Source organism: Sodalis praecaptivus, assembly GCF_000517425.1.
GTDB classification, from domain to species: domain Bacteria; phylum Pseudomonadota; class Gammaproteobacteria; order Enterobacterales; family Enterobacteriaceae; genus Sodalis_A; species Sodalis_A praecaptivus.
Genome location: NZ_CP006569.1, coordinates 4456463 through 4470054, shown reverse-complemented (window position 1 = coordinate 4470054; position 13592 = coordinate 4456463). Strand labels below are relative to the sequence as shown.

Annotated in this window: 11 protein-coding genes and 1 riboswitch; of the genes, 10 read left to right on the top strand and 1 reads right to left on the bottom strand. The window is 57.3% G+C overall.

Annotated elements, in window-relative coordinates:
* Positions 1-94 precede the first annotated feature (94 nt).
* The 5 genes from SANT_RS19860 (at position 95) to SANT_RS19840 (ending at position 5280) form a co-directional block, all read left to right on the top strand.
* Positions 95-892: an alkaline phosphatase family protein gene (locus SANT_RS19860; protein ID WP_025423985.1), complete on the top strand. Its 798-nt coding sequence runs from the start codon at positions 95-97 to the stop codon at positions 890-892.
* Positions 889-1728, top strand: a complete 840-nt coding sequence (locus SANT_RS19855) for an ABC transporter permease (RefSeq protein ID WP_025423984.1) — start codon at positions 889-891, stop codon at positions 1726-1728. The genes SANT_RS19860 and SANT_RS19855 overlap by 4 nt, the downstream gene beginning before the upstream one ends.
* An 18-nt stretch (positions 1729-1746) precedes the next feature.
* Positions 1747-2532 carry an ABC transporter permease gene (locus SANT_RS19850; protein ID WP_025423983.1) on the top strand — a complete coding sequence of 262 codons (786 nt, stop codon included), beginning with the start codon at positions 1747-1749 and terminating at the stop codon, positions 2530-2532.
* A 2-nt stretch (positions 2533-2534) separates the two neighbouring features.
* Entirely contained in the window at positions 2535-3527 is a 993-nt protein-coding gene (locus tag SANT_RS19845; protein ID WP_025423982.1) for an ABC transporter ATP-binding protein, read from the top strand.
* Between the two features lie 82 nt (positions 3528-3609).
* Complete coding sequence (locus tag SANT_RS19840; protein ID WP_025423981.1) at positions 3610-5280, top strand: Na/Pi cotransporter family protein; 1671 nt, start codon at positions 3610-3612, stop codon at positions 5278-5280.
* A 181-nt stretch (positions 5281-5461) separates the two neighbouring features.
* Here the strand turns inward: SANT_RS19840 and lysC are convergent, their stop codons facing one another.
* On the bottom strand, positions 5462-6826 hold the full coding sequence (gene lysC, locus SANT_RS19835) for a lysine-sensitive aspartokinase 3 (protein ID WP_025423980.1): 1365 nt from the start codon (positions 6824-6826) through the stop codon (positions 5462-5464).
* A 109-nt stretch (positions 6827-6935) separates the two neighbouring features.
* Positions 6936-7132, bottom strand: a riboswitch (Lysine riboswitch).
* A gap of 284 nt (positions 7133-7416) precedes the next feature.
* Between lysC and pgi the strand changes: the two genes are divergently transcribed.
* The 5 genes from pgi to SANT_RS19810 all read left to right on the top strand — a co-directional run bounded on the left by pgi (position 7417) and on the right by SANT_RS19810 (position 13439).
* The gene (gene pgi / locus SANT_RS19830; protein WP_025423979.1) at positions 7417-9066 is read left to right on the top strand and encodes a glucose-6-phosphate isomerase; all 1650 of its coding nucleotides are present in this window, start codon (positions 7417-7419) and stop codon (positions 9064-9066) included.
* 439 nt (positions 9067-9505) lie between these two features.
* A complete protein-coding gene (gene yjbE, locus SANT_RS24755) occupies positions 9506-9880 on the top strand; it encodes an exopolysaccharide production protein YjbE (RefSeq protein ID WP_237234634.1) in 375 nt (124 codons plus the stop codon).
* A gap of 72 nt (positions 9881-9952) precedes the next feature.
* On the top strand, positions 9953-10600 hold the full coding sequence (locus SANT_RS19820) for a YjbF family lipoprotein (RefSeq protein ID WP_025423977.1): 648 nt from the start codon (positions 9953-9955) through the stop codon (positions 10598-10600).
* Positions 10597-11352 (top strand): capsule biosynthesis GfcC family protein, encoded by a 756-nt coding sequence (locus tag SANT_RS19815; protein WP_025423976.1) that lies wholly within the window; start codon positions 10597-10599, stop codon positions 11350-11352. Before SANT_RS19820 ends, SANT_RS19815 begins: the two co-directional genes overlap by 4 nt.
* Positions 11352-13439, top strand: coding sequence for a YjbH domain-containing protein (locus SANT_RS19810; protein WP_025423975.1), 2088 nt, complete (start codon positions 11352-11354; stop codon positions 13437-13439). The genes SANT_RS19815 and SANT_RS19810 overlap by 1 nt, the downstream gene beginning before the upstream one ends.
* Positions 13440-13592: the final 153 nt, after the last annotated feature.

Below are 13592 nucleotides of genomic sequence, written 5' to 3'. Positions count from 1 at the left end.
AGGGGGCATGAGCGCCGGCGTATTGCGCCCCGCCACGGTATTCCTCCGCGGCGAACGGCGTAACAAGCGCGGCGGACTGGTATGAGGAAGGGCAGTGAAAACAATCTTGGTGGTATTGGACGGACTGAGCTATGTGGTGGCCTATGACACTATGGGTTACCTGCACGGTGAATGCGCCGCCGGACGTGGGCGGCTGTACTCGCTGACCTGCGAATTGCCGTCGTTATCGCGTCCACTGTACGAATGTATTCTTACCGGCGTCCCGCCGGTGCAAAGCGGCGTGGTGCACAATGAGGTCATCCGTTTGTCTCACCACCGCAGTATTTTTCATTTCGCGCGCGCGGCGGGGCTGACAACCGCGGCGGCGGCCTATCATTGGGTCAGCGAACTTTACAACCGCGCGCCGTTCAACGCCGCGGAAGACCGGCACACGCTGGCGCCGGCGTTGCCCATTCAATACGGGCACTTTTATCATGCGGATCATTATCCGGACTCCCATTTGTTCGAGGATGCGGAAAGCCTGCGTCTGCGCCATCAGCCGGACTTCCTGCTGATCCATCCGATGAATATCGATGACGCCGGCCATCGCCACGGCTTGTCGACGCCGCAGTACCGCAACGCCGCACGCAACGCCGATGGTTTGCTGTCGCGCTGGTTGCCGGGCTGGCTGGCCGCGGGCTATCAGGTCATCGTGACCGCCGATCACGGTATGAATGATGACCGCAGCCACGGCGGCATTTTGCCTGAAGAGCGTCAGGTACCGCTGTTTGTGTTCGGCGATGCCTTCAGCCTTGCTCCGGCCCGACCACAGCAAACGGAACTCTGCGGCACGGTATGTCATCTGCTCGGGGTAGACCACGACAGACCGGTCTGCGGGGACTTGCTGCGATGAAGGGCAAAGGGATTGCGGCGCTGGTGCTGCTGCCGTTTGCGTTGCTGTTTACCGCATTTCAGATAGCGCCGTTGGTGTGGATGGCCATTGGCAGTTTCATGAGCGACCTCGACGGCTGGGGTCTCGGCAACTATCGCACCATTTTCAGCTCGCCGTTTTATCGCCAGGCCATGCAGTTCTCCTTACAGTTGACGTTTTCCTCTAGCCTGTGCGGCCTGCTCATCGCCACCGTCGCCAGCTACTCCCTGCACCGGCTGGGGATTTCGCCCCTGCGCGACGGCGCCATCGCCTTTACCAACATGACCAGCAACTTCACCGGCGTGCCGCTGGCTTTCGCCTTTATTATTCTGCTGGGCGCCAACGGCTGCGTCACCCTGCTACTGCGCCGCTATGGCTGGATGACGGATTTTAGCCTGTATTCAAAAACCGGGTTGACGGTGCTCTATACCTATTTTCAGATCCCGCTGGGCGTGCTGCTGCTGTATCCCGCTTTCGGCGCGTTGCGCGAAGAGTGGCGCGAGTCCGCGGCGCTCTTGGGCGCGAGCCGCCTGCGTTTCTGGCTGCATATCGGTTTGCCGGTATTGACGCCGGCGCTCCTGGGCACCTTTGTTATCCTGCTGGCCAATGCGCTCGGGGCTTATGCCACCCTCTTTGCGCTCACCACCGGTAATTACAACATCATTCCGATCCGTATATCGGCGCTGGTGGCAGGGGATCTCGATCTCGACCCGTACTTGGCCAGCGCGCTGGGAATGGTGCTGGTGGCGTTGATGGTATTAATCACGTTGGCGCATCAACTGTTGGTACGCCGCAGCTATATCCGCGCCCGCCCCTAAAGGCGCGAGGAGAAAGGTATGAGTCAGGCCGAATTACTTTGGCATCGCGGCGTGGTGGCCTTGCTGCTGGTGGTACTGTTATTGCCGCTGGCGGCAACGCTGGTTTATGCTCTCAGCACCACCTGGGGGGCAACGATTCTGCCGCAGGGTTTTCAGCTTAAATGGTTTGCGGATCTGTGGCGCGACCCGCGATTTTTGGCGGCGCTGGGGCACTCTTTGCTCATTTGCCTGGGGGCGCTGCTGCTGTCGGTGCTGCTGGTGCTGCCGGTGATTTTCGTTATCGCCTATTATTTCCCCTGGCTGGACGGGGTAATGAACATTTTGATCCTGCTGCCGTTCGCCGTGCCGCCGGTCGTCTCATCGGTAGGACTGCTGCAACTCTATTCCGATGGTCCGCTGACGCTGACCGGCACCCCCTGGATCTTGGTCTGCTGCTATTTCACGCTAATGCTGCCGTTTATTTATCGCGCCGTGAATAACAACTTGCAGGCGATCAATCTGCGCGACTTGATGGATGCGGCGCATTTGCTGGGCGCCAGCACCGCTCAGGCGGCGCTGCTGGTCATCCTGCCCAATTTGCGCAAAGGCTGTATGATAGCGATGCTATTGTCATTCTCCTTTCTTATCGGCGAGTTTGTCTTCGCCAATCTGTTAGTGGGTAATCGCTACGAAACCCTGCAGGTCTATCTCTACAATATGCGCAACGGCAGCGGTCATTTCACCAGCGCGCTGGTCATTTCTTATTTTGTGGTGGTGCTGCTGTTGACATTGCTGGCCAATGCCCTCGGCAGGGAAAAGGAGTAAACATGGCGTATTTGACGGTTAAGCAGCTGAATAAACACTATGGTCCGACTCAGGTGTTCACCAATATCGACTTCAGCGCCGACGAAGGCGAATTCGTCACATTGCTGGGCCCGAGCGGCTGCGGCAAGTCCACGCTGCTGCGCTGCCTGGCCGGTTTGACATCGGTGGACAGCGGCGAGATGATGTTGCAAGGACAAAACCTGGTGCCGCTGCCGCCGCAGCAGCGCGGTATCGGCATGGTGTTCCAAAGCTATGCGCTGTTTCCCAACATGACGGTCGCGGCCAATGTCGCGTTCGGTCTGAAAATGCTGAGGCTGCCGGCCGACGTGATTCGCCAGCGAACCGATGAGGCGCTGGCGCTGGTGGAGTTGCAAACCTTCGCCCACCGCTATCCCCATCAGCTTTCCGGCGGTCAGTGCCAGAGGGTGGCGCTGGCCCGCTCGCTGGTGACCCGGCCGCGGCTATTGCTGCTCGATGAGCCGCTATCGGCGCTGGATGCGCGCATACGCCGCTATTTGCGCGATCAAATACGCCTTATTCAGCAGGAGCTTAAATTAACCGCCATTTTCGTTACCCACGATCAGGAGGAGGCGCTGACGCTATCCGATAGAGTGGTGCTGATGAATCAGGGCCGCATCGTTCAAAACGACAGCGCGGAAATGCTCTATACCCGGCCGGTGGACGCTTTCGCCGCCGGATTTATCGGTAATTACAATATCCTGGAGGGCGACCAGGCCAGCGCGCTGACCGGCCGGCGCTACAGCTCGCGGGTGGCGATACGGCCGGAATCCATAACGCTGCTGCCGGCCGGACAAGGGCTTGATGCCGTCATCCTCGGCCATAGCCTGTTGGGCAATGTCATCCGCTATCGGGTAGAATGTCGCCAGGTTTCCCTCGCGGTGGATGTTTTGAATCGTTCTGTGGCCGATCTCTATCCAAATGGCGGGCGAATTGGTCTACAGTTAGAGATATCAACACTATGCGAGGTTGCCTGATTGCGCGGCCCCATGAACCTCCTTATCAGCATCGCCGGTAGGGAGCGCCGGTATTCATCTGCAAAAGGGAGCTTCAAACCGAGTGTTAACGCTGTTACATTTGCTGTCCGCCGTGGCGTTGCTGGTATGGGGCACCCATATCGTTCGCACAGGAATTATGCGTGTCTATGGTGCCCGTCTGCGGCAGGTGCTTAGCCGCAGCGTAGAGAAAAAAACTATGGCCTTCATGGCCGGTATCGGCGTGACCGCGCTGGTGCAGAGCAGCAACGCCACGGCGATGCTGGTGACCTCCTTCGTGGCCCAGAAATTAGTGGCGCTGACGCCGGCGCTGGTCATTATTCTCGGTGCCGATGTGGGTACCGCCCTGATGGCGCGGGTGCTGACCTTCGATCTTTCCTGGCTGTCGCCGTTGTTTATTTTCATCGGCGTTTGTCTGTTTCTCGGCCGTAAACAATCCCGCGCCGGGCAACTGGGCCGTGTCGCTATCGGCCTGGGCCTGATTCTGCTGGCCCTGGAACTGATTGTCAGCGCCTCCACGCCCATCACCCAGGCCAGCGGCGTCAAAGTGCTGTTCTCCTCCCTTACCGGCGATATCCTGTTGGATGCGCTGACCGGGGCGTTGTTCGCCATTATCAGTTATTCCAGCCTGGCGGCGGTGCTGCTGACCGCGACCCTCTCCGCTACCGATGTCATCTCCTTCAAAGTGGCGCTATGCCTGGCGATAGGCGCGAATCTCGGCAGTGGGATCCTGGCAATGCTTAACGCTAGCGGCCAGAACGCCGAGGGCAAACGCGTCGCCCTCGGCAGCCTGCTGTTCAAATTGATCGGCTGCCTGGTGGTGCTGCCGTTTGTCTCGCCGCTGGCGGGGCTATTGGAACGACTGCCGCTGGCGGATTCGGAATTGGTCATCTATTTCCACGTGTTTTATAACCTGTTCCGCTGTCTGGCCATGGTGCCCTTCGCCGATCCTATGGCGCGGCTGTGCAGTAAGTGGATTGCCGATACGCCGATAGACGATCGCAGCGTGCGCCCGCGCCATTTGGATACCAGCGCGCTGGATACGCCCGCGCTGGCGCTGGTGAACGCCGCCCGTGAAACGCTGCGTATGGGTGACGTGGTGGAAAGCATGTTGCTGTTGCACACCGAGGTGCTGCACGGTCAGGTGGAAAAAAACCGCGAGGTTCGCCGTCTGGACGACGACGTTGATGTGCTGTACACGGCCATTAAACTTTATCTGGCGCAGATCCCCAAGGAAGATCTGGACGAAGCGGATTCGCGCCGCTGGGCGGAAATTATTGAAATGGCGCTCAATCTGGAGCAGGCGGGGGATATTATCGAGCGCATGACGGGGGATATTGCCGCCAAATCGCTGAATGCGCGCCGGGCTTTCTCCGCCCAGGGTATGAAGGAGCTGGACACGCTGCATGAGCAGCTGATGTCAAATCTGCGCTTAAGTCTATCGGTGTTCTTATCAAACGATATGACCAGCGCCCGCCGCCTGCGCCGCGCCAAGCACCGCTTTCGTATTACCGACCGCCGCTATGCGCACGCCCATGTGGATCGCTTGCACCAGCAGAATGTGCAGAGTTTGGAAACCAGCTCGCTGCATTTGAGCCTGCTGGGGGATCTGAAACGGGTCAATTCGCTGTTCTGTTCGGTGGCCTATAACGTGCTGGAGCTGGATGAGGAGTCGGAAGAGGATGAGATCCGCGACCGTGACGACAACCGGCCCCCGGCCGCCGGTAAGCCCTGACGGTACGGCCCGGGGCCGCCGGTAGGGCGCCCCATGGCCCGCCCGCGTCATAGCGGCTTCCTGTCGCCGCGCCGGCGGGTGAGGGATAGGCAAGGCTCGGCCGTCCCCCCGCAGGGTGAGGAGGGCGGTATGCTCGCCCGTTTTCGCTTCGGTGGCGGGCTAAGCCCGTCGCCGGGCAAGTTTAGTCGAACAGTGCGCCGTGCAGGGTTCTTACTACCTGCTCGGCATCGCCGCCCGGCACCAGCAGGCAGAGATTATGGCTGCTGGCGCCGTAGCAAATAAGCCGGATATTGAACGGATCCAGGACGCCAAAGACCTCTTTTCCCACCCCGCAAGCCTGCGACAATTTATTGCCAATCAACGCCACCAGCGCCAGATCCTCTTCCACTTCTACCCGGCAAAGAGAGGAGAGTTCGGTCAGCAGCGCTTGCGTCAGCAGGCTTGCGCCGGTGGTGGTGGAGCCGGTGGTGTCCATGGTGAGCGCGACGCTCACCTCGGAGGTGGTGATAAGGTCCACCGAAATCGCGTGCCGCGCCAGAATATTAAACACCTCCGCCAGAAACCCCCGGGCATGCAGCATGTTGAGGCTATGCAGCGTCAGCAGCGTTTGGCGTCGGCGCAGGGCCAGGGCGCGGAACAGCGGCGGATTGTCGGTGTGATTATACACCAGAGTACCGCCGGCGCCGGGATCTTTACTGGAGCCGACGAACACCGGAATCGCGCTGCGCACCGCCGGCAGTAGCGTCGCCGGATGCAGAATTTTGGCGCCAAAGGTGGCCATTTCCGCCGCTTCCTCGAAACTGATTTCGTCGATGCGCTTGGCCTGCGGCACGACGCGGGGATCGGTGGTATAGATGCCGGGCACATCGGTCCATATATCGATGCGTCCCGCCTCCAGCGCTTCCCCCAGCAATGCCGCGGTATAGTCGCTACCGCCGCGGCCGAGGGTGGTAGTGCGCCCTTTTGCCTCACTGCCGATAAAGCCCTGGGTGATGACGAGCTCGCTTTCCAGGCGCGGCAGCAGCAGGGTGCGCGTCTGCGCCTTGAGCATATGGCTGTCCGGCTCGGCGCGGCCAAACTGATCGTTGGTGCGCATCACTTTACGTACATCAAACCACGCCGCCGCCACGCCGCGCTGCCGTAGAACTTCCACAAACAGCAGGGTCGACATCAGCTCGCCGTGGCTGACCAACTCATCGGTCAGCGCCAGTGAGGTCGCAAGGCCCGCCGCTTCGGCCAGCATAGCGATGTTATCAATCATCCGATCGATCTCTTCGCGGATCACCGTTTGCTCGGCCAGACGGTCGATAATGCTATATTGGATGCGGCGGATTTCGTCCAGATAGTAGGCGCGACGCTCCGCTTCGTTGCCTTCCGACAACGCCACCAACACATTGGTGACGCCGGCCGAGGCGGAAAGCACCACCAGACGCACCGCGGGATTGGCTAAGATGATATCGGCACTGCGGTTCATCGCGTCGAAATCGGCCACGCTGGTGCCGCCGAATTTGGCTACTCGCAGGGGAGCAGCAGAGTTGTTTGACATGCCTAAAAATGCCTCGTGTCAGATGCCATGGCTGGTGGCATCGGTGATATCAGACCAGGCACGAGTCAAGCGCGGGAAACAGGGAGCAGGCGTAGAGGTAGGCTACGGTACACCCAGAAGCGCCCCACCGTGCCGATCGCCTGGTGGCGAACAATGCTGGTGACAACCCAGGGGATTCAGCCCCTGTGGTCGACGGCGGCCGGCCCGTATGCCCGCTATCGTCTCGGCGTCGCTCCCCCTGGGGTGTGATCGCGGGAAAACGGATCCTCCCACACCCTGCCTGGGCGACGCGCCTCTTCTGGTTCACGCATCAGATGCGTCACTAGGCCATTAGAAATAACGGGTAATAACGATGATGTCAACGTGGCAGCGCGTGATTTTATTATCGCCGGCCCGATTCTTGGCGGCGGATAATTTGCTGCAGGAAAAACAGCGCGAGTCTGTTAGGCTGAATAAAGGTATGCCGCGCGGCCGATGCCGGTTTTCGCACAGGGCGACGCATTAGCGCAAGAAAAAGCCTCCCCGGCGCGGCGTTAAGCGATACAATCAAAAAAATATGCGACGATTTAATCACCTATAAGAGTGTTGTTATGAAAAATATCAATCCCAGTCATACCGCGGCCTGGAAAGCGCTGCAACAACATTTCGACTCGATGAAAGACGTGCAGATAAGCGACCTGTTCGCGCAGGAGCCGGCGCGTTTTTCCGCCTTCTCGGCAACGTTCGACGACCAGATGCTGGTGGATTACTCCAAAAACCGCATTACCGCCGAGACCTTGACCCGCTTATTGGCGCTGGCGGAAGAATGTGGCGTCAAGGAAGCGATTGCCGCCATGTTCAACGGCGAGAAAATCAACCGTACCGAAGATCGGGCGGTGCTGCATGTGGCGCTACGCAACCGCAGCAATACGCCGATCAACGTTGACGGCAAGGATGTGATGCCGGACGTCAATGCGGTGCTGGCGAAAATGAAACACTTCTGCGAACGGGTGATCGGCGGCGAATGGAAAGGGTATACCGGCCGCACCATCACCGATATCGTCAACATCGGTATCGGCGGCTCCGATTTGGGTCCGTATATGGTAACCGAGGCGTTACGGCCTTATAAAAATCATCTCCACATGCATTATGTGTCCAACGTTGACGGCACCCATATCGCTGAAACGATTAAAAACCTGGATCCGGCGACCACCTTATTCCTGGTGGCCTCCAAAACCTTTACCACCCAGGAGACCATGACCAATGCCCACAGCGCGCGGGATTGGTTCCTGAAAACCGCCGGTGATGAGAAACATGTCGCCCGCCATTTCGCCGCCTTGTCCACCAACGCCAAAGCGGTAGCGGAATTCGGCATCGATACCGAGAATATGTTTGAGTTCTGGGACTGGGTTGGCGGCCGCTATTCGCTGTGGTCCGCCATCGGTTTATCCATTGCGCTGTCGCTGGGTTTTGATAATTTTGAAAAACTGCTCAGCGGCGCGCACGCCATGGACCATCATTTCATCGCAACGCCGCTGGAGAAGAATTTACCGGTACTGTTGGCGCTCATCGGCATCTGGTATAACAATTTCTACGGCATGGAAACCGAGGCGATTCTGCCTTACGATCAATATATGCACCGCTTCGCGGCCTATTTCCAGCAGGGTAATATGGAGTCCAACGGGAAATATGTCGATCGCGAAGGGCATCCCGTGAGTTATCAAACCGGGCCTATTATCTGGGGTGAACCGGGCACCAACGGCCAGCATGCATTTTATCAGCTGATTCACCAGGGGACGAAAATCGTGCCTTGCGATTTTATCGCTCCCGCCATCAGCCATAATCCTCTTGCCGATCACCACGCCAAACTGCTGTCCAATTTCTTCGCCCAGACTGAAGCGCTGGCCTTTGGCAAATCACGCGATGCCGTGGAGCAAGAATTCAGCGCGGCCGGTAAATCACCGGAACAGGTGCGGCATGTGGCGCCGTTTAAAGTGTTTGAGGGCAACCGTCCCACCAACTCTATTTTGCTGCGCGAGATTACCCCTTACAGCCTGGGCGCGCTGATTGCGCTGTACGAGCACAAGATTTTTACCCAAGGGGCGATATTGAATATCTATACCTTCGACCAGTGGGGCGTTGAGTTGGGCAAGCAGCTCGCTAATCGCATTTTGCCGGAACTGGCTCAGGATAAGCCGATTGACGCGCATGATAGTTCTACCAACGGCCTGATTAATCGCTATAAGGCCTGGCGTCACTGATAAATTTTCTTTGTGGAAGTGCGGCCGATTCCGGGCCGCTTTACTTCCCGCAGCAGGCCACCAATAACTCAAAGCGTGACGCCGGCGACTATTAAGAAACACTTTTAGGGTTATTCTTAAAAATACCCCGGTCATCGCCGGTCGCGGGCGATGAAAATTAGCGGTGGTAAACGTCTATTAGACATTTAAAATCAGTGAATTAACCCATTACGCGTTTAAACGCCGTCGCCCTTTTTCGTCTATGTTGCCGTTATTGTGGGATGCAACTTTTCGCCTACTGCGCGGTCCACTTGATAAGCCTTTCAGCAAATTATCGCGACAATAATGGAGTAATGGCGATATTTAATTTTACATGCCGATAACAAGGCAGTGAAATATATCGCATTGTTCTCTTCTTACCCGCCTTTCAGCACTTTTGCGACCTTCTCATTAGCCAAGAATGCAATCTGTATTTTATTGCATTATATTGCTTTATGATGCTTATATAAGGCAGATAACCATTTATCTTGCCTATAGTCATCATCCTCATGAGTTAAAGGTATTTAATATGAAAAAACTGTTAAATGTAGTAATAGCTGCAGCGTTGATGGCGAGTGGTTCCTATGCGATCGCTGCACCGGCGACCACGACCGGTTCTGATCAGGGCGGCACCGCGGGTGGCGCTACGGCTTCCGGCCTGAGCGCTGGCGCGGCCACTGCGGTAGGTGTCGGCGCTATCGCCGTTATCGCTGGCGCGGCGTTGATCTCCTCCCACAACGACGATAATGGTGGCGGCAATAACACCAGCACCAGCACCACGACTTCAACGTTCTAAGTAAAAAAATAATCAGTAACCACACGCAAGTGTGGTTATTTTTTGGACATTTTTCGTTTAGGATGAAACGACGTGCGCTATTTCTTTTTGTTAGTAGTGTGCTTTCTGTTGGCCGCTTGCAGTCAGTCACAAAAGGGTATAGGTGATACGTTCGCATTGGCCATCTTTGGGACGCCTGACGTTGAGATGACGCCGGCCCAGGTGCGCGCGATCCCTTACGCCAGCATGTACGCCAAAGTGAACGACGGGTCGCAAATCTTTGTGGTGTTGGCCTATGCCGAACAGGGTGATCTTAAATGGGCTACCCGCGATCAGGCTATGCTGGTCACGCGCAATGGCCGTCTTATCAAAACCCTGGGTCTGCCGGATAACCTCTTGGAAGTGACCAACCTCGACACCGATCCCCTTATCCATCCCAATCGTATCCTCAATGGTACCGAATGGACCTCTACCCGGTCGTGGACGGAGAAAGGCCAACTGCGGGCCGCGACGTTTGTCTCCCGGTTCAGCCTGGCGGATAACGAAACCCTGACGATACTCAATGTCCCCCGCGCAACCCGCGTGCTTGAGGAAGATGTCACCGTTGTCGAGCTGAAAACGCACTATCGTAACCGTTACTGGGTCGATGCGCGATCCGGCGCCGTGATAAAAACGGAACAATCCATTGGCCCGGATTACTTCCCGATTGAAACCACCACTTTAAATCCCTATAAACCATGAAAAAACAACTCTTAATCGCCGTGAGTTTATGTGCTGGTTTTATCGCGTCCGCCTTGGCCGACAGCCGGGTGGCGATTCATTATCCTGGGCAATCTCAAGCGGTGGTGTTACAAGGCGCCGCCAATCTGGAACAGCTTACGCTGCGCCCGGAGCTTAACGGACGCACCTGGTGGCCGGGCACCGTGATAGCGGAAAGGGGCGCCAGCGGGGTGCAGCAGCAGGTGCAGCAACAATGGCTGGCTCGGTTAAGTGCCTTCAGTGCCGAACTGCGCGCGGATAACAACGGCGAGTTGGCCGACTCCGTGGATCGGGTGCGCGCGCAATTGGCCGCGATGCGGGTGACCGGACGGCAGTTTGTGCCGCTGGATCCTGACTGGATACGTTTACATCCCGAAGCCAACCGCAGGCTGAGCGGCGATTATAGCGTCTATACCTTATCCCGGCCCACCAGCGTATTGGTGGTCGGTGTCACGACGCCTGCCGGCCCGCAGCCCTATCAGCCTGGTCGCGATGTTGTGGAATATCTGCAAACCCACCAGCGTTTAAGCGGTGCGGAGAAAAACGTGGCTTGGGTCATTGCGCCGGATGGTAAAACGGAGGAGGTGCCCGTGGCTTACTGGAATCACCGTCATGTGGAAGTGGCACCGGGCAGCATCATCTATGTCGGGTTCTCTTCCTGGTCACTGCCCAGGGCCTACCGGGACGTAAATGAACAGATTATCTCCTTACTGACTCACCGGATCCCTGACTGATGAATAAAAAATATCTCCTCAGTTTTATTGCGCTATCGGTGGCCAGCGCCTGTCAGGCCGCTTCTTATCCCGAACCGGTAGGGCCGTCGCAAATGGATCAGGGCGGCGTGGGCCTGCTGCAAACGCCTACCGGGCGTATGGCGCGGGAAGGCGAGTTCAGCATGAACTACCGCGATAACGATCAATATCGCTTCTACTCCCTGAACCTGCAACTGTTCCCCTGGCTGGAAAGCACCATCCGCTATACCGATGTGCGTACGCGGAAATACAGCAGCGTGGAAAGTTTCAGCGGCGATCAGACCTACAAAGATAAGGGCGTCGATTTCAAACTGCGCTTGCTGAAAGAGAGTTATTGGCTGCCTGAGTTATCGGTGGGCGTACGCGACTTCGGCGGTACCGGCCTGTTTGACAGCGAATTTGTCGCGGCCAGCAAAGCCTGGGGGCCGTTCGACTTCAGCCTTGGTTTGGGATGGGGCTATCTCGGCAGCCGCGGTAACGTCACCAACCCGTTCTGTAAGGTCAAAGACAGCTACTGCTATCGCGATAACTCCAATCGCCGGGCCGGCAATTTCAATACCGACTCTTTCTTCCACGGGCCGTCGGCGGTCTTTGGCGGCGTTGAATATCAAACCCCCTGGCAGCCGCTGCGTTTGAAGGTCGAGTATGAAGGTAACAATTACCAGGATGATTTCGCGGGGACCCTCGATCAGAAATCCCCCGTTAACGTCGGGGCGATTTACCGAGTCGCCGACTGGGCGGACGTCAACGTAAGCTACGAACGCGGCAACACCTTCATGTTCGGCGTTACGCTGCGCACCAACTTTAACGATTTGCGGCAGCAGCATATCGACGAGAAAAAACCGGACTACGCCCCGAATCCGCAGACGGAAATTTTGCAGCATCAGGTGGTGGCGCAGCAATTGACCGATATGCAGAGTAATGCCGGCTATACGGCACCGCATATTCAGGTGAAAGGTCACACCATGTATATGACCGGCCAGCAGTATAAATACCGCGATAGCGCGGAGGGCGTGGATCGCGCCAACCGCATTATGGTGAATAATCTGCCGGAAAATATCGACACGCTGAAAGTCACCGAAATGCGCGAAAATATGCCGATGGTGACCACCGAGACCAATGTACGCAGCCTGCAAGACACGCTGCAAGGCTATCCGCTGGGCCATGAGAAGCCGCTGATTCAGCGCCGCGTCGAGCCCGACGTGCCGAAAACCGCCGAGCAGGGCTATTACATCGACCGCAGCCGGCTGCAGCTGAGCTGGTCGCCGGTGCTGAACCAGTCCTTTGGCGGCCCGGAAAGTTTCTATCTTTATCAGATCGGCGTGGAGGGGACGGCCAATTACTGGCTTACTAACCACTGGGCGCTGTCGGGTAGCCTGTTCGGCAATATCGTAAATAATTACGATAAATTCAACTACACCGATCCGCCGTCGGATTCCCATCTGCCGCGCGTGCGTACCCATATCCGCTCCTACGTGCAAAACGACGTTTATATCAGCAACTTGCAGACCACCTATATCGATCGGTTGGGGGATGGCTGGTACGGCCAGCTGTACGGTGGGTATCTGGAGATGATGTATGGCGGCGTCGGCGGCGAGCTGCTTTATCGTCCGCTGGACAGTAACTGGGCGGTCGGCGTTGACGGTAACTACGTCAAGCAGCGCGATTGGGACAATATGATGAAGTTCACCGACTACAAGGTCGCGACCGGTAACCTGACGGGGTATTGGCAGCCGACCTTCTTGAAGGGGGTACTGGTCAAGGCCAGCGTCGGGCAGTATCTGGCGAAAGATAAGGGCGTCACCTTCGACCTTTCTAAACGTTTCGACAGCGGTATTACCGCCGGTGCTTACGCCACCTTTACCAACGTCTCGAAAGAGGAGTACGGCGAGGGATCCTTTACCAAAGGCTTCTATCTATCGATCCCGCTGGATGTCCTCACGGTTACGCCGAACCGGACCCGCGCTCAGTTCAACTGGACGCCGCTTACCCGCGACGGTGGTCAGATGGTGGGACGCAAATACTATCTCTATGGTCTGACCGACGAACGCTCGCCCGCGGTGGAATAGGCGCTCGCCCGCGGTAGAATAAGCGCTCTGACGCGGTACATAATACGGATGGCCTCCTCATGGAGGCCATTTTTTTCATCCGCGCCTCGGCACGGCCTGTTTGTGTGTCATGGAGAGGGCTATCTGCGTCGGGCGTGAGGCGCGGTCCGTCGC

Bases quoted from the DNA above. Each gene is read 5' to 3' on its own strand.
- SANT_RS19855 (WP_025423984.1), top strand. From the start codon at position 889: ATGAAGGGCAAAGGGATTGCGGCGCTGGTGCTGCTGCCGTTTGCGTTG.
- SANT_RS19850 (WP_025423983.1), top strand. From the start codon at position 1,747: ATGAGTCAGGCCGAATTACTTTGGCATCGCGGCGTGGTGGCCTTGCTG.
- SANT_RS19845 (WP_025423982.1), top strand. From the start codon at position 2,535: ATGGCGTATTTGACGGTTAAGCAGCTGAATAAACACTATGGTCCGACT.
- lysC (WP_025423980.1), bottom strand. From the start codon at position 6,826: ATGTCAAACAACTCTGCTGCTCCCCTGCGAGTAGCCAAATTCGGCGGC.
- pgi (WP_025423979.1), top strand. From the start codon at position 7,417: ATGAAAAATATCAATCCCAGTCATACCGCGGCCTGGAAAGCGCTGCAA.
- yjbE (WP_237234634.1), top strand. From the start codon at position 9,506: ATGCAATCTGTATTTTATTGCATTATATTGCTTTATGATGCTTATATA.
- SANT_RS19815 (WP_025423976.1), top strand. From the start codon at position 10,597: ATGAAAAAACAACTCTTAATCGCCGTGAGTTTATGTGCTGGTTTTATC.
- SANT_RS19810 (WP_025423975.1), top strand. From the start codon at position 11,352: ATGAATAAAAAATATCTCCTCAGTTTTATTGCGCTATCGGTGGCCAGC.